Here is a 22,686-nt window from a genome sequence, read left to right on the forward strand (position 1 = left end):
TTCGACGGCGTCGACGACGAGGCCCGGGGCGCCGACGCACCCCGGGCCTTTTCGTGCCCGGAGGCCGGCGGTCCGCCGTCGTTTGACAAGCGGGCGACTGGCGATGATGATGTTTGGATATCATCCAATTTTGACCGATGACGACGTCGTCATCGGGGACAGGAGTCCCTCATGGCCCCCTCCATGATGAAGGCGCTCGCCGCGCTCGCCGGTGCGTTCGCGGTCGCCGCGCTGGCCGCCTGCAGTCCGGCCGGCAGCGCCGCCGACCCGGCCGACGACGGCACCCTCCATGTCGCCCGCGCCGAGTCGTTCGACGGCTGGGACCCGGACAAGGCGGCCGCCTACTCGACCTACCAGACCCTGCAGGGCGTGCTCGAGCCGCTGCTGCGCGTCGCACCCGACGGCACCGGCGTCGAGGCCGGCCTCGCCGAGTCGTGGAGCTACGACGCCGACGCGCTCACCTGGACCTTCGTGCTGCGCGAGGGCACCGCGTTCAGCGACGGGAGCCCCCTCACCTCGGCCGACGTCGCCTTCTCGGCCGGCGTCTGGGCCGAGGGCCCGAACTACGGCGCCCTGTACGCGAACCTCACCGGGGTCACCACGCCTGACGAGCGCACCGCGGTGTTCTCCCTCGCCGCCCCCGATTCGACCCTGCCCGTGCTCATGACGTGGTCGTCGTCGGCGATCTTCCCCGAAGACTTCGGCGGGCTCTCCAAGGAGGAGTACTTCGCGAAGCCGGTCGGCGCCGGGGCCTTCGTCGTCGCCGACTGGACGCCGGGCGGCCGCATCACCCTCGAGAAGAACCCCCACTACTACCTCGAGGGGCGCCCGTACCTCGACCGGGTCGTCATCGAGGTCGTCGCCGACGCGACCGAGCGCGGAGCGCAGTTCCAGGCCGGCCAGGTCGACATCGCCGAGTACGTCTCGGCGATCGACGCGAAGCAGTACGGCGACGGCCTCGTCGACCTGCCGGTCGGGCAGGTCGAGCACCTGAGCTTCAACACGACCCGGGCGCCCCTCGACGACCCGCAGCTGCGTCGCGCGCTCGCGCACGCGATCGACTACGACGCCATCGTCGAGGGCGCGTTCCGCGGCTACGGCTCGGCACCGCGCGGAATCATCCCGCCGAACCTCGCCAACTGGGCGCCACCGAGTGCCGCGCCCTTCGCGCTCGACCTCGACGAGGCGCGCGAGCTGCTCGCCGACTCGGCGACGCCCGAGCCCGGCCCCCTCGAGCTCATCTACGACGCCGGCAACCCCACCGACCACCTCGTCGCGCAGGTCGTCGCGGCCAACCTCGCCGAGCTCGACCTCGAGGTCACCCTCACCGCGCTCGAGACCGGCGCGTTCCTCAGCCGGGCGTACGGACTCGACGCCGACATGGTGCTCTGGTCGTACGGCGCCGTCTCGCCCGATGTGATCGACCCGCTCGGCTGGATCCACGGCACCTCGTGGCTCTTCACCGGCTTCGAGGGCGAGACCGTCGAGCAGCAGTTCTTCGCCTACACCGCGACCGAGTCGCCCGACGAGAAGCAGTCCATCGTCGAGGCCGTGCAGGACGACGCCCTCGCGAACGCCCAGGCCATCAGCCTCGCCGAGTTCCAGGTGCTGCACGGGGTCGCCGATCGCGTCTCGGGCTTCAGCGCCGCGCCGTGGGGCATGTACTACTGGGACACGATCGAGGTCGGCGAAGGCTGATGGGCCGCTACCTCTTCATCGCGAAGCGGGTCGTGTTCGCGATCCCGCTGCTCTTCGCGATCGTGCTGCTCGTCTTCCTCATCCTCAAGGTGACGCCGGGCGACCCCGCCCGGCTCATCGTGGGGCTCCGGGCATCCGACGCCGAGCTGGCGGTCGTCCGCGCCCAGCTCGGCCTCGACGACCCGGCGATCGTGCAGTACCTCCGCTACGTCGGCGAGGTGCTCACGGGCAACCTCGGCTACTCGTTCAAGTCGAACGAGCCCGTGGCGAGCCTCATCGGCGAGCGGATCCCGGTGACGGTGTGGCTGCTCGGCTTCGGCACCCTGCTGTCGCTCGTGATCTCGGTGCCGCTCGCGATCCTCTCGGCACGCGGGCCCGACCGCCCGTTCGACCACGCCACCCGCGCCTTCGGGCTCGTCGCCCTCGCGATGCCGTCGTTCTGGGTCGGCATCATCCTCATCCTCACCGTCGCGCTGCCGACCGGCTGGTTCCCGGTCGGCGGCTTCGGCGAGACCCCGGCCGAGCACCTGCGCTCGATCGCGCTGCCGGCGCTCACCCTCGCCCTCTCGATCGCGCCGCTGCAGGTGCGGAGCCTGCGGGCGAGCATGATCACGGTGCTCGGCGCCGAGCACGTGACGACCGCCCGATCGCTCGGCATCGGCCGCTCGCGCATCATGTCGCGCTTCGTGCTGCGCAACGCCGCCCCGCCGACGGTCTCGATCCTCGCGCTGAATCTCGGCTACCTCCTCTTCGGCGCCGTGGTGATCGAGACGACGTTCGCGCTGCCCGGCATCGGGCAGGGCATCGTGCTCGCGGCGAGGCAGCGCGACATCCCCTCGATCCAGGGCTACACCCTGCTGTTCGCCGTGGCCGTGGTGCTCGTCTTCCTCATCGCCGACGTCATCACCTCGATCGCCGACCCGCGACTGGAGGTCGAGTCATGAGCCCCGGCACCGTCACCACCGTCACCGCCGCCGCGGCCGACGCCATGCCGGCCCGCTCCGTGATCGGCGCCGAGCGCGTGCGACTCCCGCGTCGCGTGTGGGTCGGCACCGGCGTGGTCGCCGCGTACGTGCTCGTCGCCGTGTTCGCCCCGCTCGTCGCGCCGTACGACCCGCTCGAGCAGGACATCGTGAACGCCCTCGCCGACCCGAGCCCCGAGCACTGGCTCGGCACCGACGAGCTCGGCCGCGACGTCGTGTCCCGCCTCGTGTACGCCTCGCGCATCGACCTCCTCGTCGGGTTCCTCGGGGCGGCGCTGCCCGCGATCCTCGGCACCGCGCTCGGCGCGATCGCCGGGTTCCGCGGCGGCTGGGCCGACGGCGTCATCATGCGCGTCTCCGACGTCGTGCAGGCGTTCCCGACGTACATCCTGATCATCGCGCTCGTCTTCGTGCTCGGGCCGGGGGTCACCTCGATCCTCGTCGCCTTCACCTGCATCGCGTGGGTCGCGTACGCGCGGCTCATCCGCACCGAGGTGCTGCGCACGCGCGGGCTCGAGTACGTCTCGGCGGCCCGCGCCTCCGGGCTGTCGCCGAGCCGGGTGCTCTGGCGCCACGTCTTCCCGAACTCGGTGGGCCAGACGCTCGTCTACCTGCCGAGCGACATCGTCGGAGCGACGCTCGGACTCGCGGCGCTCTCGTTCCTCGGTCTCGGCATCCAGGCCCCGACGCCCGAGTGGGGCGCCATGATCGCGGCCGGCCAGCCGTACATCCGCGAGCAGTGGTGGCTCTCGACCGTGCCCGGACTCGTCGTCGTGGGCTTCGGCCTCGGGCTCAGCCTCATCGGAGAGGGAATCGAAGAATGGACCAGGAAGTGAGCCGGCCCGTGCTCGGCGTCGACGGGCTGCGGGTCGATCTCGCGCTCGGCGGAGGCACGATGCATCCCGTCGACGGGGTCTCGTTCGCGGTGGCACCGGGCGAATCGCTCGGCATCGTCGGCGAGTCGGGGTCGGGCAAGAGCCTCTCGCTGAAGGCCGTGCTCGGGCTGCTTCCGCCGGGCGGCACCGCCGCAGGGGACATCCGCTTCGACTTCGCCGGCGGTGCGGGCTCGGGAACCGACGCCGGCGATGTCGAGCGCGTGCGCGGGCACGGCGTCGCGATGATCTTCCAGGAGCCGATGACGGCGCTCAACCCGACCATGCGGGTCGGCGAGCTCATCGGCGAGGCGGTCAGCGCACGGCGGCGGATGCCCCGGCGGGACGTGCGGGCACGGGTGCTCGAGCTCATGGCGAGCGTGGGCATCCCCGAGCCCGAGCGGCGGGCCCGCATGTGGCCGCACGAGCTCTCGGGCGGGCTGCGCCAGCGCGTCATGATCGCCGCAGCCCTCGCCACCGAGCCCGAGCTGCTGCTCTGCGACGAGCCGACGACCGCGCTCGACGTCACGATCCAGGCGCAGATCCTCGAGCTGCTGCGGCGCCTCCGCGCCGAGCGCGGGCTCGCCATGGTGTTCGTCTCGCACGACCTCGCGGTCGTCGCCGAGGTCTGCGACCGGGTGGCCGTGATGTACGCCGGCCGCATCGTCGAGATCGGCCCGGTGGAGGAGGTGCTGCGCTCGCCGAGGCATCCGTACACGGCCGCACTGCTCGCCTCGGCGCCCTCGTTCGCGGGCCTCGGCGGCGCGCTCGCGACGATCCCGGGTTCGCCGCCCGACCCGCGGCGGTTCCCCGAGGGGTGCCGCTTCGCCCCGCGATGCGCGTTCGCGCAGGACGACTGCCGGGTCGCGAGGCACGAGCTCGTCGGCGACGACGAGCGGCGCGCGACGGCGTGCATCCACCCCGAGGTGCTGTTGGAGGTCGGCGCATGAGCGCGTATCTCGAGGCCCACGGCCTGCGGGTGAGCTACCGGACGGGTTCGGCGTTCGCCGCCCGGCTGCGCGGTCGCCCGGTACCCGAGGTGCACGCCCTCGACGGCGTCGACCTCGTCGTCGAGCGCGGCTCGGCGGTCGGCATCGTCGGCGAATCGGGGTGCGGCAAGTCGACCCTCGCCCGCGCGATCGTCGGACTCGTCGAGCTCTCCGCGGGCTCGCTCGCCCTGGACGGCGAGCCGCTCGGAGGGCACCGCACGCCGGCGGCGACCCGGCGCATCCAGATGGTCTTCCAGGACCCGAGCGCGTCGCTCAATCCCTCGATGACGATCGGGCAGACGATCGGGGAGCTGCTGAAGGTGCATCGGATGGTGCCCGCACGCGAGGTGCCGACGCGCGCGGCGGAGCTGCTCGAGCTCGTCGAGCTGCCGGTGTCGCTGCTCGGCGTGTACCCGCGTCGGCTGTCGGGCGGGCAGCGCCAGCGGGTGGGCATCGCCAGGGCGCTCGCGCTCGAGCCCGAGGTGCTGATCGCCGACGAGTCGGTCGCCGCGCTGGATGTCTCGGTGCAGGCCGCGATCCTCAACCTGCTCGAGCGGCTGCGCGTCGAGCTCGGCCTGACCCTGCTCTTCATCTCGCACGACCTGGCGGTCGTGCGACACCTCACCGACCGGCTCGTGGTCATGACCGCGGGCCGCATCGTCGAGGACCGGCCGACCGAGGAGCTCTTCCGCGACCCGCACCACCCGTACACGGCGACCCTGCTCGCGGCGGCGCCGCGAATGGGGGCGGCCTGGGCCGCCGTGGAGCCGGCCGCTGCGCCGGAGCCGCTGGCTAGGATGGTGACGCGATGAGCGAGGGGACGGCGGTGTGACGTGGTGACGGACCGGCGCGCGAAGGGCAGGGCCCGCGAAGAGCTCGTCGTCGAGGCGGCGGCGAAGGCGATCGCCGAGCTCGGCCTCGCGAACGTGCGCGTCTCCGACATCGCCGAGCGCGCGGGCATGCGCCCCGGGCACATCACCTACTACTTCCCCTCGAAGACCGAGCTGCTGATGCTCGCGATCCGTCAGAGCGAGGAGGAGCTCGTCGAGCAGGCCGAGGCCGAGCTCGGCGGCATCGTCGAGCCCTGGGCCCGGCTCGAGCGGCTGATCGAGCTCTCGGCGTCGAACGGGCGCGGCGACCCCGGCTGGATCCTGTGGTTCCAGGTCTGGTCCGACGCGGCGACCGACGACGTCGTCTCCGAGGTGCACAACGAGCTCGACGAGGGCTGGCGCCAGATCCTCCGCGACGTGCTCGAGTACGGGCGCGAGCGCGGCGCGTTCGCCTTCGACGAGCTCGACGAGGTCTCGCAGATCCTCTCCGCGACGATCGACGGACTCTCGATCCAGCTCACGGTCGGGGCGGCGGGCGTCGACCACGAGCGGCTGCTCGCGCTCTGCATGCAGACCTGCGCGGCGTTCCTGGGCGAGCCCGCGCGACGCTGACGGCGGCGCGCCGAGGCGGACCGCCGTGCCCTGCTCGACGAGGTTCGAGACGGGATGCCTCGCCATGCCCACGGGGCGCGGCGAGGCATCCCGTTCGTCGACTCGAGCGCAGTTGCGAGAATCTTGGTTCTCATCCAAAATAGTTGGGACATCGCATTCCGCACCGACGCGCACTCCCTGGAGGTCCGCCGTGACTCAGACGACTCCCACCCCGGCCGCGGCCGGCCGCTCGACGCAGACCCCGGCCGAGGCCGGCTACTCGATGCCCGCCGAATGGGCGCCGCACTCGGCCTGCGTGATGATCTGGCCCGCGCGCCGCGAGCTCTGGAAGGACCGCTTCGAGGAGGCCAAGCGCGACTACGCCGCCGTCGCCCGGGCGATCGCCGCCTTCGAGCACGTCGTCATGCTCTGCAACCCCGGCCGCGCCGCCGAGGTGCGCAGCCTCTGCGGCGCGGGCGTCGAGCCCCTCGAGGTGCCCGTCGACGACTCGTGGGCGCGCGACAGCGGGCCGGCCTTCGTCACGAACGCCGCCGGCGATCTCGCCGCCGTCAAGTTCGGCTTCAACGCGTGGGGCGGTCGCTGGCACCCGCACGACAGCGACCGGCTCATCCCCGAGCGGCTCGCCGAGCACTTCGGAGTGCCGCTCTTCCGGGCCCCGTTCGTGCTCGAGGGCGGCGCCTTCTTCGTCGACGGCGAGGGCTCGCTCATCACCACCGAGCAGTGCCTGCTCAACCCGAACCGCAACCCGCACCTGTCGAAGGCCGAGATCGAGCAGGGCCTCAAGGACTACCTCGGCGTCACCACGGTGACCTGGCTGCCCTTCGGGCACAGCCTCGACGTCGGCCCGGCGGGCACCGACGGCCACGTCGACGGCGTCGCCCAGTACGTCGCCCCCGGTCGGGTGCTGCTCGAGGTGCCCTCCGACCCGCGCTCGAGCGAGTACGAGCGCGCCCGTGAGAACCTCGCCCGGCTCCGGGGCTCGCGCGACGCCGCTGGCCGCACGCTCGAGATCGACCTCCTCGACCCCGATCTCGAGTCGGAGGTCTCCTACGCGAACCACTACCTCGCCAACGGGGCCGTCATCGTGCCCGTCGAGGGCGACGAGCGCGACGCGGGGGTGCTCGAGTTCCTCGCCCGGGTGCACCCCGACCGCGAGATCGTCGGCGTACCCGGCTCGACGATCGCCTTCGGCGGCGGCGGGCCGCACTGCATCACGCAGCAGGTGCCGGCCGCGGGGGTCGTCGCCTGATCGGCTGCACCTGACCGCGCAGAACCTCGCGGCCTCGGACGCCCATTGGTTCCGTCAGGAGGAAGGTGGAGGATGGGCATCACGTGGGGAGGTGTTCGAGCATGAGGGTGGACTCCCTGACGGCGCCGACCGGGCGCGAACCCGCGCTGCGATCGCGCCTGCGAGGCGACGGCACCGCGGAGCGGGCACTCGTCCTGGGCTCGACGGGCTACCTCGGCGGCAGGCTCGTGCCGCGCCTCCTCGCGGCGGGGTACCGCGTGCGGGTCCTCGTGCGCAGCCCCGAGCGGTTGGCGGCGTTCGCCTGGGGCTCCGACGTGGATGTGGTCGTCGGCGATGCCCGCGACGCCGACGCCGTCGCCCGTGCGATGCAGGACGTCGACGTCGTCTGGTACCTCATCCACTCGATGACGAGCGGCCGAGGATTCGCCGACCTCGATCGCCGCGTGGCGCTGGTCGTCTCCCGGGCGGCGCGTGACGCGAAGGTCCACCGGATCGTGTACCTGGGCGGCCTGCATCCGCCTGAGGCGGAGCTCTCCGACCACCTGCGTTCCCGAGTGGAGGTCGGAGAGATCCTGCTCGGGTCCGGAGTGCCGACCGTGGCGCTGCAGGCCGGCGTCGTGATCGGATCGGGCTCGGCGTCCTTCGAGATGATCCGCCATCTCACCGAGGTCCTTCCGTACATGCCCGCGCCCCGTTGGGTCAGGAACCTCATCCAGCCCGTCGCGGTCCGCGACGTGCTCTACTACCTCCTCGCCGCCGCCCATCTTCCGGCCGGGATGAACCGGGCGTTCGACATCGGCGGCCCCGATGTGTGGCGGTACGGGCAGATGATGAACGGCTATGCGATCGAGGCCGGCCTGCCGCAGCGCGGGATCGCGGCGCTCCCGGTGCTCACGCCGACCCTCGCCTCCCACTGGGTCAACCTCGTGACGCCGATCCCTCGTGCGCTGGCCCGGCCGCTCGTCGAGTCGCTGCAGAACGACTGCGTCATGCAGGACCACGACATCGACGCGTTCATCCCGCCGCCGCCCGGCGGGCTCACGCCGTACCGCGAGGCGGTGTCGTTGGCGCTCGGCCGGGTCGAGATCGACGAGGTCGAGACGAGCTGGCTCGACGCCAAGGTGCCCGAGGCGCCCAGCGACCCGTTGCCGAGCGATCCCGACTGGGCGGGCCGCACCGTGTTCACCGACGATCGATCGCGCGACACGTCGGCGAGCGTCGCGGCGTTGTGGTCGGTGATCGCCGGCATCGGCGGCGAGAACGGGTGGTACTCGACCCCGGTCCTCTGGTCGCTCAGGGGCTGGGCCGACCGTCTGGTCGGCGGTGTCGGCCTCTCGCGCGGGCGCCGCAGCAGAACGCGTGTCGCAGTCGGGGACGCGATCGACTTCTGGCGCGTCGAGGCCTGCGAGGAGGAGCGCCTGCTCAGGCTCCGCGCCGAGATGAAGCTCCCGGGCAGTGCCTGGCTGGAGTTGCGTTGCGAGCCGAGTGACGGCGGTTCACGGTACACCCAGCGGGCCGTGTACTTCCCGAAGGGCCTCAGCGGGCGCCTCTACTGGTGGGCGATCCTCCCGTTCCACGGCGTCATCTTCGCGGGCATGCAGAACCTGATCGTCGCGATCGCCGAGGGCAGGGATCGGACCTCCGGGTCGGACTCGCCGGGCGGCGACCCGACGTCGGGATGACCGCCGCCGCAGCGCGAGACCCGCGGCACCCGGTCAGCGCCGCTCGAGCAGCACCATCACCTCGAAGTGCGTGGTCTGCGGGAACATGTCGAAGACGCGCGCCTTGACCGGGCGCAGCGACGGCATCGCCGCGAGGTCCTTCGCGAGCGAGGCCGCGTTGCAGCTCGAGTAGAGCACGTGCGAGACCTCGGATGCCTCGAGCCAGCGTGCGAGCTCGGCACCGATGCCGCGCCGGGGCGGGTTGACGATGACGAGGTCGGGGGCGTCGCCGGGTCGCGCGCGCAGCGCGAAGTCGGTCGCATCGCCCGAGGCGAAGCGCAGGCGCGAGAGCGCGGCATCCGTTCGGCTCAGCTCGGCGCTCGCGACCGCCTCGACGCTCGTCTCGATGCCGGTGACCTCGGGCCCCGTGACCTCGGGGCCGTGGGAGGCGCCGTCGCCGTCGACGGCGGCACTGCCGCCCGCGATGTGCAGGGCGAAGCCGCCGACGCCCGAGTAGAGGTCCCACGCCGAGTCGGGTGCGAGATCGCGGATCCAGTCGCGGGCCTCGGCGTAGAGGGCCGCGGCGATCTCGGTGTTCGTCTGGAAGAAGCTCTGCGGGCGCAGGTGCATGGTGACGTCGTTGAGCCGCATCGCGAGGGTCTGCGCCTCGGTGAGCACGATCTCGTGCTCGCCCTCGAGCACCGCCTTGTGCTCGGGCAGCACGTTCGCGGTGACGACCCGGGCGTGCGGCAGCTCGGCGAGGAGCGCCGGCAGGTGCTTGCGCAGGCGCGGCACGGGCTCGGTCGAGCGCAGTACGAATCGGATCATGAGCTCGCCGTCGGGCGACTCGGTGACGATCAGGTGCTTGAGCTCGCCCGCGCGACGTCGTACGTCGTACGGAGTGAGCCCGGCGAGGGTGATGAATCGGGCGAGCACCGGGAACGCCGCCCGGTGGCCGGGCGAGCAGATGCCGCACGCCTCGAGGTCGATGCCGTGCCCGTCGGCGTCGAGGATGCCGATGGTGGGGGCATCCACGGTGCCGCCGACGACCATCTTCGCCTTGTTGCGGTACCCGTCCTCGCGGCTCGCGACCGGCGCGAGCCACTCGGGCACGTCGAAGGGGGCGAGCAGCTCCTCGGCGTGACGCTGCTTGCCCGCGAGCTGCTCGGGGTACGGCCGACCCATGAGCGCGCACGAGGTGCAGCGCCCGGCGTCGAAGTACGCGCAGTCCACCCGTCAAGCGTAGGCCGCCGGGCGCGGTGCTCGGTCGCCCGCGGCTCGCGCAGCCGTGAAATGCAAGCCGCCGCGGCGCGCCCTTCGGATTTCGTCGGATATCGCTGCGAACACCGACGAGATCGTCAGATTTCGAAGATTGTGCAACGAAATCGTTGACCCTGTCGTGGCGGCGTCGCTAGCCTGCGGGCACGGATGAGGCATGAGACGAAGGAGTCGAGATGGCGAAGCACGGGGACGACGAACTGGGGATGTCGGCGGGCATCAGCCGACGCGATCTGCTCAACGGGATGGCCGTCGTGGCGGGCGCCGCGGCACTCACCGCGGTGCCGGGCGGAGCCGCGCACGCGCAGGCCGGCGGAGGCCACGCGGCCGCGAGCCGCCCGCGGCAGACGGGGCTCGTCGGGCAGACCGACGCCGCCCGCACGGCCGGCCACGGTGCGACCTTCGGCGGGGCCGACTTCGGCAAGCCCAAGGAACTGCGCGAAGCGTACGACCTCGTGGTCGTCGGCGGCGGCGTGAGCGGCCTCGCGGCCGCGCACTTCTACCGCAAGCGCTTCGGCGCCGACGCGCGCATCCTCGTCGTCGAGGCGCTGGCCGACTTCGGCGGTCACCAGCACCGGAACGAGTTCTCGGTGCGGGGCCGCACGCTGCTCAGCAACGGCGGCATGGTCAACCTCGACAGCCCCGACACGTGGAACGCCCCGTCGCTCGAGCTCATGGACGACCTCGGCATCGACTTCGCCGAGCTCGCCGAGGGCGTCGACACGGGGCTCTACGGCTCGATGGGACTCACGAACGGGTACTTCTTCCCCGAGGAGTCGTTCGGCGCCGACACCTTCCTGCGCCGGGCGCCGGGGGAGTCGACCGCCTCGCTCGTGTCGCGTCTTCCGCTCTCGCAGCAGGCTCGCGACGACATCATGCGGATCGAGACGTTCAGCGACGACGTGCTGCCCGGCATGAGCGACGCCGAGAAGAAGCAGGCGCTCGCGCGCATGACGTACCGGGAGTACCTGCAGAACCTCGTCGGCGTCGGCGACGAGGCGCTCGTCTACTACCAGAAGCGGCCGCACGGGCTCTGGGGCGCCGGCATCGAGGCCGTGCCCGCGGGCGACTGCTGGGGCGTCGGCTACCCCGGCTTCGGCGGTCTGGGCCTGAGCCCCGAGCCGTACCCGGGCATCGGCCGCACGCCGGCGATGACGCTGACGACGACGGACGAGGAGCTCTACTACTTCCCCGACGGCGGGGCGACGGTCTCGCGACTGCTCGTCTCCCGGCTCGTGCCGCAGGTCTTCGGCGGCGTGCAGACGCAGGAGAGCATCATCGGCGCCTCGGCGAACTACGCGCTGCTCGACCACCCGAAGTCGAAGGTGCGGATCCGCCTGAACAGCATGGCGACCGCGGTGCGCCACCGCTCGGGCACGAGCGGTCCGATCGACGTCGACTACGTCAACGGCGGCAAGGCGTACCGGGTCGAGGCGAAGCACGTCGTCATGGCGTGCTGGAACGCCGTCTCCTCGTACGTCGTCGACGGGCTGCCGGCCGATCAGGTCGAGGCGATGCGCTACGGCGTCAAGGTGCCGCTCGTCTACGCGCGCGTCGCGCTGAAGAACTGGACGGCGTTCGCGAACGCGGGCGTCTCGCGGGTGACGCCGTACCACCACTTCTGGGACAGCCTCGGCCTCGCGACCCCGACCGACCAGGGCGGCTACCGTTCGGCGCGCGACCCGAAGGAGCCGATCGTCGTCTCGCTGTCGAAGACGCCGAACCTGCCGGGCGAACGCATCACCCGCGACCAGCACAAGGCGGGTCGCCGCAAGCTGCTGCAGGTGACGTTCGAGGACTTCGAGCGGGACATCCGCGACCTCATGCAGCGGTCGCTCGGTTCGGCGGGGTTCGACGCGAAGCGCGACATCGCCGCGATCACGGTGAACCGCTGGTCGCACGGCTACGCGTACGAGTACAACTCGATCGCCGACCCGTCGATCTTCGGTCCGCTCGATCAGCAGCCGTTCCAGGCCGCGCGCCGCAGGCACGGCAACATCACGATCGCGAACTCCGACGCGCAGGCCTTCGGCTACACGCACGCCGCGGTCGACGAGGCGAGCCGCGCGGTGGCCGAGCTGAGCTGAGCGAGGCCTCGCGGGCGACCCCGGCCGTGCTCATTTCGGCCGGCCGGGGTCACCCGCGGTACCACTCCTCGTCGATGCTCGCGAGGCGCGACGGCATGGCCTCGCCGCCGAGGCCGAAGAAGCGCTGGAAGTTCATGATGAGGGGTCGCCAGCGCTCGGGGTCGATGCGGTTCGCATGGCCGGCCTGGCGCAGCGACTCGACCACGTGCACCCGGGTGATGCCCAGCTCGACCGCGAGCAGGCTGGCCCCGGCCGCCGTCGCGGCGCCGCCCATCGGATGGATCGTGACGACCCGGCCCTCGAGGTGCACCGGGAACTCGGCCACCCGCGGGGGCGCGACGGTCTCGGCGGGCATCGGCCGCACCCCCGCCAGGCCGAACTTGTCGCGCACGTGCCGGTAGCCCGCCGCGGCCTTGCGCTCGGAGACCGGGTCGCGGCCGGTCGTGAGGGCCAGCCGGTCGACGGCGTCGACGTGGTCGACCGAGGGCAGGTTGATCACGACCTCGCCCGTCGCGAGGATGTTGCGGCCGGTCTGGCTGCGGGCGGCGACCCCGAGCATGGCGCTCTGGCCGAGCCACCACACGGAGGAGTTCGGGGCGAGGTTCGGGTGGCCCTCCTCGTCGACCGTCGAGAGCAGCGACACCTGGGTGCCGAAGTAGAGGATCGCCGGCGAGATCGGCGTGTGCCGGAGGCTGTGCGTGTGCGCGTCGATCTGGGTCAGGGTTCCCACGTGCTCGCCTTCCTGGTCGGGGTTCCAGCCTCGCGGGGCGGTGACCGCGCCTCCGGCGGGTTCCGGACCTCGCGTCGGGGCAGGCCGCCGCGGGTGCCCGCCGGTGCCGACGCTACGGTGGTCGGATGAGCGACCTCTCCACGCCACGACGCCCCCGCCTCGGCGACCCCGTGCGCGTGCGCGCGCTCAAGTGGGGCGAGGCGCCGCACTGGGCGTTCGACGGCCGTTGGCTCGGCGCCGACGTGCACGGCGACTGGATCGGCTTCGGGCCCGGTACGCGCTTCGCCCGGCCGGGCCACGAGTTCACCGCCGACTGGCCGTCGCTCACGCTCGTCGGCCCGACGGGATGGCTGCCCGCGTTCAACCTCGGCCATCCGCGCGGTCTCGGCATCTACGTCGACCTCGCCACCGTGCCCGAATGGCGGGCGGATGCCTCGGGCTGGACCGTCTCGTACGTCGACCTCGACCTCGACGTGGTCGCGCGCGACGGCGAGGCCCCGTTCATCGACGACGAGGCCGAGTTCGCCGAGCACGCCGTGGCGTTCTCCTATCCGGCCGAGCTCGTCGCGCGGGTGCGCGCCGACGCCGATGCGGTGCTCGCCGCGGTCCGTCGGCGTGAGGCGCCCTTCGACGGCGCGACCGCGGCCCACTGGTTCGAGCGTCTCGCCGCGCTCGGCGGGGAGGGTGCGCTCGGCGGGCTCGGCGGGCTCGGCGGGCTCGGTGGGCTCGGCGGGCTCGGCGGGTGAACTCAGCGATTCAGGAAGATGCGAACTATTCAGGACGGAATCGTCGAAAACGTCCTGAGCAGCCGCCTATTTCCTGAAACGGTGAGGCGGCGGCGCAACCGTGACGCGCGACCGTGACGGGCGACTGCACCCGGGTACCGCTCACGGCTCGAAGCGGTACCCCATGCCCGGTTCGTTGAGGAAGTGCCGGGGCGTGCCCGGAACCGGCTCGAGCTTGCGGCGCAGCTGCGCGACGTAGAGCCGCAGGTAGCCCGCGTCGTTCGCGTGGAACGGCCCCCACACCTCGCCGAGCAGCATCTCGCGGGTGAGCAGCCGCCCCGGATGCTTGAGGAAGAGCTCGAGCAGCCGCCACTCGGTCGGCGTGAGGCGAACGGATGCCGCGTGCCCGTCGTCGCCCGCGGGCCGGATCGTCTTCGCCGCGAGGTCGACCTCGAGCTCGCCGATGCGGTGCACGGCTGCCGCGTCGACCTCGTCGGCGGGGCGACGCGACCTGGCGCGGATGCGGGCGAGCAGCTCGTCCATCGCGAATGGCTTGGTGACGTAGTCGTCGGCGCCGGCGTCGAGCGCCTCGACCTTCTCGGCCGAGTCGGTGCGGCCCGAGAGCACGAGGATGGGCACGCTCGACCACGCCCGCACCGCGCGGATCACGTCGAGGCCGTCGACCTTCGGCATGCCGAGGTCGAGCAGCACGAGGTCGGGGTGCGCGCTCGCCGCGAGGTCGATCGCCTCGGCGCCGTCGCGGGCCGACACCACCTCGTAGCCGCGCGCGCCGAGCGTGATGCGCAGCGCCCGCTGCAGCTGGCCGTCGTCGTCGGCGAGCAGGATCCTCATCGCGCCTCCTCGGCTGCCGGCAGGGTGATGACCATGGTGAGGCCGCCGCCCGGGGTGTCGTCGACCTCCAGTGTGCCGTCCATGCCCTCGACGAACCCCTTCGAGAGGGCGAGCCCGAGCCCGAGCCCGGTGTCGTTGTCGGTGTCGCCGAGCCGTTGGAACGGGGTGAACACCTCGTCGCGCCGCTTGGGCGGGATGCCGGGCCCGCGGTCGACGACCCGGAGCTCGACCCGCCCGCGGAACGCCGACGCCGAGAACCGCACGCGCTCGCCGGGCGGCGTGTGCCTGACGGCGTTCGCGAGCAGGTTCACCACGACCCGCTGCAGCAGCACGGCGTCGGCGAGCACCGGCCTCACGTCGTCGGCGAGGTCGAGCTCGACGTCGCCCGGTCCGAGGCCGAGCTCGTCGAGCGCGGGGAACACGACGTCGGCGACCTCGGTCGGCGCGAGCGTGACCGCCAGCGCGCCCGCCTGCACCCGGCTCACGTCGAGCAGGTTCGTCACGAGCTCGGCGAGGGCGTCGAGGCTCTCGGCGGCGGTCGCGAGCAGCTCGTCGCGCTGAACCGCGGGAAGCTCGAGCTCAGGGGTGCGCAGCGCGCTGACCGCCGCCGATGCGGAGGTGAGCGGTCGGCGCAGGTCGTGCCCGACGGCCGCGAGCAGCGCCGAGCGCACCCGGTCGGTCTCGGCGAGCCCGGCCGCGGACTCGGCGGCCCGGGCGAGGGCGCCGTGCTCGATCGCCTGGTCGAGCTGGGTCGCGATGACCTGCAGCAGTCGGCGTTCGGATGCCTCGAGGTCGGCCCCGTGCAGTTCGAGCACCCCGCGCCGGCCGATGGGCACCTCGGTCACCCGGTCGTCGCGGGCCGGCTCGCCGTCGGCGACGCGGGTCTCGCCGTCGACGAGGAGGCGCACGCCCGTGAGGCCGAACGCCTCCCGCGTGCGGGTGACCATCGCCTGCAGCGCGTCCTCGCCGCGCAGGACGCTGCCGGCGAGCGTGGCGAGCAGCTGCGACTCGGCGGCCGCGCGTCGGGCCTCGCGGCCGCGTCGTGCCGCCTGGTCGACGACGTAGCTCACGAGCAGCGCGTTCGCGACGTAGAAGACGAGCGCGAGCAGCTGCCGGGGATCGTCGATCGTGAGCGTGTACAGCGGGGCCACGAAGAGGTAGTTGAGCGTGATGCCCGACAGGACGGCCGCGAAGAGTCCGGGCCAGATGCCGCCGACCAGCGCGACGACGATGACGAGCAGCTGGTAGGCGAGCACGTCGCTCGTGATCGAGGTCTCGGTGTGCAGCGCCGAGAGCAGCCAGCTGAGCAGGGGCCCGGCGACGAGCGCGAGCGCGAAGCCGGCGATGAGCCGGGTGCGGCTGAGCGCCCCGCCGAGCTTCGGCAGCGAGACGGTCGAGCCGGCAGCGGCGTGGTTCACGATGTGCACGTCGATGTCGCCCGACTCGCGGATGACGGTCGCCCCGATGCCCGGCGACGAGAACGCCGCCGCGAGCCGGGAGCGACGGCTCACGCCGATGACCAGCTGCGTGGCATCCGCCGATCTCGCGAACTCGACGAGCGCCCGCGGCACGTCCTCGCCGACGACCTGGTGGAACGTGCCGCCGAGCTGCTCGACGAGCGTCCGCTGCTGGTCGAGGGCACCGGGATGCCTCGCCCGCATGCCGTCGGGATTCGTGACGTGCACCGCGAGGAGCTCGCCGCCCGACGAACGCTGCGCGATGCGCGCCCCGCGTCGGAGCAGGGTCTCGCCCTCGGGGCCGCCGGTGAGCGCGACCACGACGCGCTCGCGCGCCTCCCAGGTGCGATCGATGCCGTGCTCGGCGCGGTAGGCCTTGAGCGCCTGGTCGACCTCGTCGGCGAGCCACAGCAGGGCGAGCTCGCGCAGCGCCGTGAGATTGCCGAGCCGGAAGTAGTTCGACAGCGCCGCGTCGATGCGTTCGGCCGGGTAGACGAGGCCGCTCGACAGGCGATCGCGCAGCGCCTGCGGCGCGAGGTCCACGACCTCGATCTGGTCGGCGGCGCGCAGCACCCGGTCGGGGATCGTCTCGCGCTGCGGAACGCCCGTGATCTGCAGCACGACGTCGCCGAGCGACTCGATGTGCTGGGTGTTCACCGTCGAGATGACGTCGATGCCGGCGGCGAGCAGCTCCTCGACGTCCTGCCAGCGCTTCGCGTGGCGCGACCCCGGGGCGTTCGTGTGGGCGAGCTCGTCGACGAGGGCGACCTCGGGGCGGCGGGCGAGCACCGCGTCGAGATCCATCTCGTCGATCGACATGCCCCGATGCGTCGAGGGCCGTCGCGGCACGATCTCGAGCCCGAGCGTCATCGCCGCCGTCGCCCTGCGCCCGTGCGTCTCGACGAAGCCCACGACGACGTCGCGCCCCTCGCCGACGAGCCGCTTGCCCTCCTCGAGCATCGTGTAGGTCTTGCCGACGCCGGGAGCGGCGCCGAGCAGCACTCGCAACCGCCCCCGCTTCATGTCGTCAGTCTCCCACCATCGCGGCCAGCGCGAGGTTCAGCTCGAGCACGTTCACCGTCGGCTCGCCGAGGTACCCGAGATCGCGGTCCTGCACGTGCGACTCGACGAGTTCGGCCACCTCGGCCTCGGGGAGGTCGCGGGCGGCGGCCACGCGGGCCGCCTGCTGGCGTGCGTACTCAGGACTGATGTGGGGGTCGAGTCCCGAGGCCGATGCGGTGAGCGCGTCGGCCGGCACCTCGTCGCCCGCCACGCCGTCGGCGTCGACGAGCTGCGCCCGGCGCTCCCCGATCGCCGACACGAGGTCGGGGTTCTCGGGGCCGAGGTTGCTGCCGCTCGACGCACCGCCGTCGTAGCCGTCGCCGGCCGCCGACGGACGGGGCTGGAACCACTCGGGCAGGGGTGCGCCCGAGGCATCCGCGAAGGACTGGCCGATGAGCGAGGAGCCGACGGCGTCGCCGGAGGCGTCTCGCACGAGCGAGCCGTTCGCCTGGGCCGGCAGGGCGAGCTGTCCGATCGCGGTGACGGCGGCGGTGTAGGCGACGCCGAGCACGAGGGTGAAGACGAGCATGGCGCGGAGCGCGACCCAGTGGGTGCGGAGCGTGGTGCGGGTGGAGGTCATGTTCCTGTTCCGTTCAGGTGAGTTCCGGCCGCTGCGCCACTTCGGCGGCCTCTGCGCCGGATGACGTGGCGCGCGCGATGGCGAACTGGCGCAGCGGTGACGGGGTCATGGGCTCAGAAGCCGGGGATGAGGCTGACGACGAGGTCGATCAGCTTGATGCCGACGAACGGGGCGACGATGCCGCCGAGCCCGTAGACGAGCAGGTTGCGGCCGAGCACGGCGGAGGCACCGCCCGGGCGGTACTTCACGCCGCGGAGCGCCAGCGGGATGAGCACGACGATGATGATCGCGTTGAAGACGATCGCCGAGAGGATGGCGGAGGCGGGCGAGTGCAGCTGCATCAGGTTGAGCACCGCGAGCCCCGGGAACACCCCCGCGAACATCGCGGGGATGATCGCGAAGTACTTCGCCACGTCGTTCGCGATCGAGAAGGTCGTGAGCGCGCCGCGCGTGATGAGCAGCTGCTTGCCGATGCGCACGATGTCGATGAGCTTCGTCGGGTCGCTGTCGAGGTCGACCATGTTGCCGGCCTCCTTCGCCGCCGAGGTGCCCGTGTTCATCGCGACGCCGACGTCGGCCTGCGCGAGCGCGGGGGCGTCGTTCGTGCCGTCGCCCGTCATCGCGACGAGGTTCCCGCCCTTCTGCTCCCGTCGGATGAGCTCGAGCTTGTCCTCCGGGGTCGCCTCGGCGAGGTAGTCGTCGACGCCCGCCTCCTTCGCGATCGCGGCGGCCGTGAGCGGGTTGTCGCCCGTGATCATGACCGTGCGGATGCCCATCGCACGCAGCTCGGCGAAGCGCTCGACGAGGCCGTCCTTCACGATGTCCTTCAGGTGCACGACGCCGAGCACGCGGGGTGCGGAACCATGCTCGTGCACCGCGACGACGAGCGGCGTGCCGCCGCCGGTCGAGATCGCGTCGACGCGCTGCTCGAGCTCGTCGAGCGTCGGCGAGGCGAGACGGCCGGATGCCTCGACCCACGCGGTCACGGCCGAGCCGGCGCCCTTGCGCACGACGGTGCCGTCGGCGAGGTCGAGCCCCGACATGCGGGTCTGCGCGGTGAACGGCACGACCTCGCCGGCGGGCGCGACATCGAACCGGATGCCTCGTGCCGCCGCGAGCTCGACGATCGAGCTCCCCTCGGGGGTGGGGTCGGCGAGCGAGGCGAGCGCGGCAGCCCGCACGAGCTCGGCCTCGTCGACGCCCGGCATCGGCACGAACTCGCTCGCGCGGCGGTTGCCGTAGGTGATCGTGCCGGTCTTGTCGAGGAGGAGCGTCGTGACGTCGCCCGCGGCCTCGACTGCGCGGCCCGACATCGCGAGCACGTTGCGCTGCACGAGGCGGTCCATGCCGGCGATGCCGATCGCCGAGAGCAGCGCGCCGATCGTCGTCGGGATGAGGCAGACGAGCAGGGCCACGAGCACCGTGATGCTCACGGGCGACGCGGCGTACGAGGCGATCGGGTTGAGCGTCAGCACGACGACGACGAACACGATCGAGAGGCTCGCGAGCAGGATGTTCAGCGCGATCTCGTTCGGCGTCTTCTGCCGGGCCGCGCCCTCGACCAGCGCGATCATGCGGTCGACGAAGGTCTCGCCGGGCTTCGAGGTGATGCGCACGACGATGCGGTCGCTGAGCACCCGCGTGCCGCCCGTCACCGCCGAGCGGTCGCCGCCCGACTCGCGCACGACCGGGGCCGACTCGCCCGTGATCGCCGACTCGTCGACCGAGGCGATGCCCTGCACGATGTCGCCGTCGCCGGGGATGAGCTCGCCCGCCGCGACGACCACGAGGTCGCCGAGCCGCAGCTCGGCCGACGAGACGTCGGTCAGCGCGCTGCGCTCGGCGAGGGCGTCGGACACCGCGTCGTAGAGGTCGACGCGGTGCGCGACCGTCGAGGTGCGGGTCTTCCGCAGGGTGTCGGCCTGCGCCTTGCCGCGACCCTCGGCGACCGCCTCGGCGACGTTCGCGAAGACCACGGTCAGCCACAGCCAGGCGGCGATGGTCCACGTGAAGCCCACGGGCACGGCGCTGCCGCCCGAGGTGCCCGGGCCGCCGAGGAAGGGCTCGGCGATCGCCAGCGCGGTCGTGAGCGCCGCGCCGACCTCGACGAGGAACATGACGGGGTTGCGCCACATCTGCCGTGGGTCGAGCTTGCGCAGCGCGCCGGGGAGCGCGGCGACGAGCTGGCGGGGCCCGAACGGGGCCTTCGGCTTCGGGTGCGGGTGGGGGAGGTGCCCCTCGGCCGCGGCGGAGGCCGTGGCATCCGGATCGTGCGGAGCGGTGGTGAGCGTCATGACGAGCTGAGTCCTTCTGCGAGGGGTCCGAGCGTGAGCACGGGGAAGTAGGTGAGGGCGGTGACGAGCACCGTGACGCCCACGAGCAGGCCGACGAACTGCGGCTTGTGGGTCGGCAGCGTGCCGACGGTCTCCGGCGCCCTGCCCTGCGCGGCGAGCGAGCCCGCGAGCGCGAGCACGAACACGATCGGCACGAACCGTCCGAGCAGCATCGCGACGCCGAGCGCCGAGTTGAGCCACGGGGTGTTCGCGGTGAGGCCCGCGAAGGCCGAGCCGTTGTTGTTCGACGCGCTCGTGAAGGCGTAGAGCACCTCGCTCATGCCGTGCACGCCGGGGTTCCAGATCGAGGCCTGCTCGACGTCCTCGCGGACGCCCGGGATCGCGAAGCTCAGCGCGGTGCCGGCGAGCACGAGGGTCGGCGTCACGAGGATGTAGAGGCTCGCGAGCTTGATCTCGCGCGGGCCGATCTTCTTGCCGAGGTACTCGGGGGTGCGGCCGACGAGCAGGCCCGCGATGAACACCGCGATCACGGCGAGCACGAGCATGCCGTAGAGGCCCGAGCCGACGCCGCCGGGGGCGACCTCGCCGAGCATCATGTTGAGCATCGGCATCATGCCGCCGAGGGCGGTGAACGAGTCGTGCATCGAGTTGACCGCGCCGGTCGAGGTGAGCGTCGAGGTCGTGCCGAACAGGGCCGAGCCGAAGATGCCGAAGCGCGCCTCCTTCCCCTCCATCGCGGCGCCGGCGAGCTCGGGCGCGGTGCCGCGACCCGCGGACTCGATCGCACTGAGCAGGGTGAGCGAGACCACGAAGAGGGTCGCCATGACCGCGAGGATCGCGTAGCCCTGCTTGTTCGAGCCGACCATGCGGCCGAAGGTGCGGGGGAGGGCGAACGGGATCGCGAGCATGAGCACGTTCTCGAAGAGGTTCGTCCACGCGGTCGGGTTCTCGAAGGGATGCGCCGAGTTCGCGTTGAAGAAGCCGCCGCCGTTCGTGCCGAGCAGCTTGATCACCTCCTGGCTCGCGACCGGCCCGCCGGGCAGCTGCTGGGTGCCGCCCGCGAGGGTGGCCACCTCGGTGAAGCCGTTGAAGTCCTGCACGACGCCGCCGATGAGCAGCACGATCGCGCCGACGATCGACAGTGGAAGCAGCAGGCGGAAGGCGCCGCGCACGAGGTCGACCCAGAAGTTGCCGATCGTCGCCGAGCCGCGCCGGGCGAAGCCGCGCACGAGGGCGACGGCGACGGCGATGCCGACGGCGGCCGAGACGAAGTTCTGCACGGCGAGGCCCGCGAGCTGCACGGTGTAGCCCATGGTCAGCTCGGGCGAGTACGACTGCCAGTTCGTGTTCGCGACGAACGAAGCGGCCGTGTTGAACGCGAGCCCCTCGGGCACGGCCGGCAGGCCGAGCGAGTAGGGCAGCAGGGCCTGCATCCGCTGCAGCGCGTAGACGAGCAGCAGGCCGACGAGCGAGAATGCGAGCACGCCGCGCAGGTAGGCGGGCCACGATTGCTCGGCGCGCGGGTCGACGCCGATCAGCCGGTAGAGGCCGCGCTCGGGCCGGGCGTCGCGGTCGCTCGTGTAGATGCGGGCCATGTAGTCGCCGAGCGGGCGGTACAGCAGACCGAGGATGAGCGCGAGGGTGGCCGCCTGCGCGACGGCGAGGAGAGCCCCCATCATCCCCGACCCCCTCGCGTCATCGCTTCGCGCTGGCGCGAGCCTCTGGGTCGGGGGCCCAACCGCTCGGGGTTCACGAGGGCGACCACGAGGTAGACGACGGCGGCGATGCCCAGCGCGGCGGCGAGGAGCGCGAACACGATCATCCCCGCTCCTCTCCGCCCGCCGCTTCGCGTCGGGCCGAGCCCCGGGCGCGTGGGCCCAGCTGCTCGACCCCCTTCGCGATGAGGCCGACGACCACGAAGACGGCGAGGATGCCGATGAGGGTGACGATGTCGAGCACGGAGACTCCAGGGTTCGGGATCCGCCCCGCACCCGCGGCGGCGGGCAGCGCCCCTGCGCTGCACCCCCGATGCAACACCTCGCCGGATGCCCCGGGCCCGATCCTCACGGACCCCTAACGCCCGCTCGCGGCATCCCTACGCGAAGCTCACGGTTTCAGGAAATAGTGCCCGCTTCAGGACGGAATCCCGCGAATCGTCCTGAGCAGCTTCAGTTCTCCTGAAACGATGCGTTCGCGGCGGCGGCGGCGGCGGCGGGGGCGGCGGCGGGTGCGGCGGCGCCGGCGGCACGCAGCGCCTCCCACTCGGCGAGGAGTTCGGGCATCTTGCCCTCGATGAAGCGGAAGAACGCGACCATCTCGCTCGTGCGCCGGGTGCCCGCCGAGTCGGGGTCGCCGAGCGCGTCGATCGCCTGCGCCGCCGTCTCGGCGAAGGTGCCGTAGACCGAGTTCTTTCCGGCGAGCGCGGTGTACCAGGCGTCGTCGAAGATCTCCCACCGCTCGCGCCGACTGCCGGGATGCGGCATCCGGTGGATGATGCCGAGGGAGCGGAGGTAGCGCACCGCACCCGAGATCGCGGCGGCGCTCACGCCGAGCGACTCGCCGAGGTCGGCGGCGGTGAGCCCGCCGTCGTCGGCGACGAGGAGCGCCATCAGCACGCGGGCCGGCATCTTCGGGAAGCCTGCGGCGGTGAGCACGGCCGCCGATTGCTCGACCGCCGTGCTCAGTGCCTGCTCGTCGCGTGCCATCCGTCGATCCTCTCAGAGTCGC

20 protein-coding genes are annotated in these 22,686 nt (G+C 72.3%); 10 read left to right on the forward strand and 10 right to left on the reverse strand.

The genetic code is table 11. The features are described from left to right. Positions 1-171: 171 nt before the first annotated feature. The 8 genes from ACFVTH_RS09425 to ACFVTH_RS09460 all read left to right on the forward strand — a co-directional run bounded on the left by ACFVTH_RS09425 (position 172) and on the right by ACFVTH_RS09460 (position 8,915). Positions 172-1,698 (forward strand): ABC transporter substrate-binding protein, encoded by a 1,527-nt coding sequence (locus tag ACFVTH_RS09425; protein WP_387089645.1) that lies wholly within the window; start codon positions 172-174, stop codon positions 1,696-1,698. Then, positions 1,698-2,642, forward strand: a complete 945-nt coding sequence (locus tag ACFVTH_RS09430; protein WP_387089648.1) for an ABC transporter permease — start codon at positions 1,698-1,700, stop codon at positions 2,640-2,642. The genes ACFVTH_RS09425 and ACFVTH_RS09430 overlap by 1 nt, the downstream gene beginning before the upstream one ends. After that, the gene (locus ACFVTH_RS09435; RefSeq protein WP_387089650.1) at positions 2,639-3,517 is read left to right on the forward strand and encodes an ABC transporter permease; all 879 of its coding nucleotides are present in this window, start codon (positions 2,639-2,641) and stop codon (positions 3,515-3,517) included. The genes ACFVTH_RS09430 and ACFVTH_RS09435 overlap by 4 nt, the downstream gene beginning before the upstream one ends. Continuing rightward, positions 3,502-4,503, forward strand: coding sequence for an ABC transporter ATP-binding protein (locus tag ACFVTH_RS09440; protein WP_387089653.1), 1,002 nt, complete (start codon positions 3,502-3,504; stop codon positions 4,501-4,503). The genes ACFVTH_RS09435 and ACFVTH_RS09440 overlap by 16 nt, the downstream gene beginning before the upstream one ends. Further along, a complete protein-coding gene (locus ACFVTH_RS09445) occupies positions 4,500-5,354 on the forward strand; it encodes an ATP-binding cassette domain-containing protein (RefSeq protein ID WP_387089656.1) in 855 nt (284 codons plus the stop codon). The genes ACFVTH_RS09440 and ACFVTH_RS09445 overlap by 4 nt, the downstream gene beginning before the upstream one ends. Positions 5,355-5,375: 21 nt before the next feature. Continuing rightward, positions 5,376-5,984, forward strand: coding sequence for a TetR/AcrR family transcriptional regulator (locus ACFVTH_RS09450; protein WP_387089659.1), 609 nt, complete (start codon positions 5,376-5,378; stop codon positions 5,982-5,984). A 190-nt stretch (positions 5,985-6,174) separates the two neighbouring features. Further along, positions 6,175-7,233 (forward strand): agmatine/peptidylarginine deiminase, encoded by a 1,059-nt coding sequence (locus ACFVTH_RS09455; protein ID WP_387089661.1) that lies wholly within the window; start codon positions 6,175-6,177, stop codon positions 7,231-7,233. A gap of 101 nt (positions 7,234-7,334) precedes the next feature. Beyond that, positions 7,335-8,915 (forward strand): SDR family oxidoreductase, encoded by a 1,581-nt coding sequence (locus ACFVTH_RS09460; protein WP_387089664.1) that lies wholly within the window; start codon positions 7,335-7,337, stop codon positions 8,913-8,915. A 33-nt stretch (positions 8,916-8,948) separates the two neighbouring features. On the opposite strand, the gene rlmC is transcribed toward ACFVTH_RS09460, so the two are convergent. Further along, on the reverse strand, positions 8,949-10,127 hold the full coding sequence (rlmC, locus tag ACFVTH_RS09465) for a 23S rRNA (uracil(747)-C(5))-methyltransferase RlmC (protein WP_387089667.1): 1,179 nt from the start codon (positions 10,125-10,127) through the stop codon (positions 8,949-8,951). Between the two features lie 221 nt (positions 10,128-10,348). On the opposite strand from rlmC, the gene ACFVTH_RS09470 reads away from it, so the two are divergent. Then, entirely contained in the window at positions 10,349-12,259 is a 1,911-nt protein-coding gene (locus tag ACFVTH_RS09470; protein ID WP_387089670.1) for an NAD(P)-binding protein, read from the forward strand. 49 nt (positions 12,260-12,308) lie between these two features. On the opposite strand, the gene ACFVTH_RS09475 is transcribed toward ACFVTH_RS09470, so the two are convergent. Further along, a complete protein-coding gene (locus ACFVTH_RS09475; RefSeq protein WP_387089673.1) occupies positions 12,309-12,989 on the reverse strand; it encodes a flavin reductase family protein in 681 nt (226 codons plus the stop codon). A gap of 125 nt (positions 12,990-13,114) precedes the next feature. On the opposite strand from ACFVTH_RS09475, the gene ACFVTH_RS09480 reads away from it, so the two are divergent. Beyond that, positions 13,115-13,735 (forward strand): DUF402 domain-containing protein, encoded by a 621-nt coding sequence (locus ACFVTH_RS09480; RefSeq protein ID WP_387089676.1) that lies wholly within the window; start codon positions 13,115-13,117, stop codon positions 13,733-13,735. A 141-nt stretch (positions 13,736-13,876) separates the two neighbouring features. On the opposite strand, the gene ACFVTH_RS09485 is transcribed toward ACFVTH_RS09480, so the two are convergent. The 8 genes from ACFVTH_RS09485 to ACFVTH_RS09520 all read right to left on the reverse strand — a co-directional run bounded on the left by ACFVTH_RS09485 (position 13,877) and on the right by ACFVTH_RS09520 (position 22,664). After that, positions 13,877-14,566, reverse strand: coding sequence for a response regulator (locus tag ACFVTH_RS09485; RefSeq protein ID WP_387089678.1), 690 nt, complete (start codon positions 14,564-14,566; stop codon positions 13,877-13,879). After that, positions 14,563-17,046: an ATP-binding protein gene (locus ACFVTH_RS09490; protein WP_387089681.1), complete on the reverse strand. Its 2,484-nt coding sequence runs from the start codon at positions 17,044-17,046 to the stop codon at positions 14,563-14,565. Before ACFVTH_RS09490 ends, ACFVTH_RS09485 begins: the two co-directional genes overlap by 4 nt. 4 nt (positions 17,047-17,050) lie before the next feature. Then, positions 17,051-17,665: a potassium-transporting ATPase subunit KdpC gene (gene kdpC, locus ACFVTH_RS09495; RefSeq protein ID WP_387089683.1), complete on the reverse strand. Its 615-nt coding sequence runs from the start codon at positions 17,663-17,665 to the stop codon at positions 17,051-17,053. A gap of 113 nt (positions 17,666-17,778) precedes the next feature. Then, positions 17,779-19,959, reverse strand: coding sequence for a potassium-transporting ATPase subunit KdpB (kdpB, locus tag ACFVTH_RS09500; protein WP_387089685.1), 2,181 nt, complete (start codon positions 19,957-19,959; stop codon positions 17,779-17,781). After that, entirely contained in the window at positions 19,956-21,635 is a 1,680-nt protein-coding gene (kdpA, locus tag ACFVTH_RS09505) for a potassium-transporting ATPase subunit KdpA (protein WP_387091833.1), read from the reverse strand. Before kdpA ends, kdpB begins: the two co-directional genes overlap by 4 nt. Beyond that, positions 21,635-21,781, reverse strand: coding sequence for a potassium-transporting ATPase subunit F (locus ACFVTH_RS09510; protein ID WP_387089687.1), 147 nt, complete (start codon positions 21,779-21,781; stop codon positions 21,635-21,637). Before ACFVTH_RS09510 ends, kdpA begins: the two co-directional genes overlap by 1 nt. Next, positions 21,778-21,918, reverse strand: coding sequence for a hypothetical protein (locus tag ACFVTH_RS09515; RefSeq protein WP_387089689.1), 141 nt, complete (start codon positions 21,916-21,918; stop codon positions 21,778-21,780). The genes ACFVTH_RS09510 and ACFVTH_RS09515 overlap by 4 nt, the downstream gene beginning before the upstream one ends. Before the next feature lie 209 nt (positions 21,919-22,127). Then, on the reverse strand, positions 22,128-22,664 hold the full coding sequence (locus ACFVTH_RS09520) for a GbsR/MarR family transcriptional regulator (RefSeq protein ID WP_387089691.1): 537 nt from the start codon (positions 22,662-22,664) through the stop codon (positions 22,128-22,130). Between the last annotated feature and the right edge of the window lie 22 nt (positions 22,665-22,686).

This window comes from Agromyces sp. NPDC058104, assembly GCF_042884835.1.
In the GTDB taxonomy this organism is placed as follows: domain Bacteria; phylum Actinomycetota; class Actinomycetes; order Actinomycetales; family Microbacteriaceae; genus Agromyces.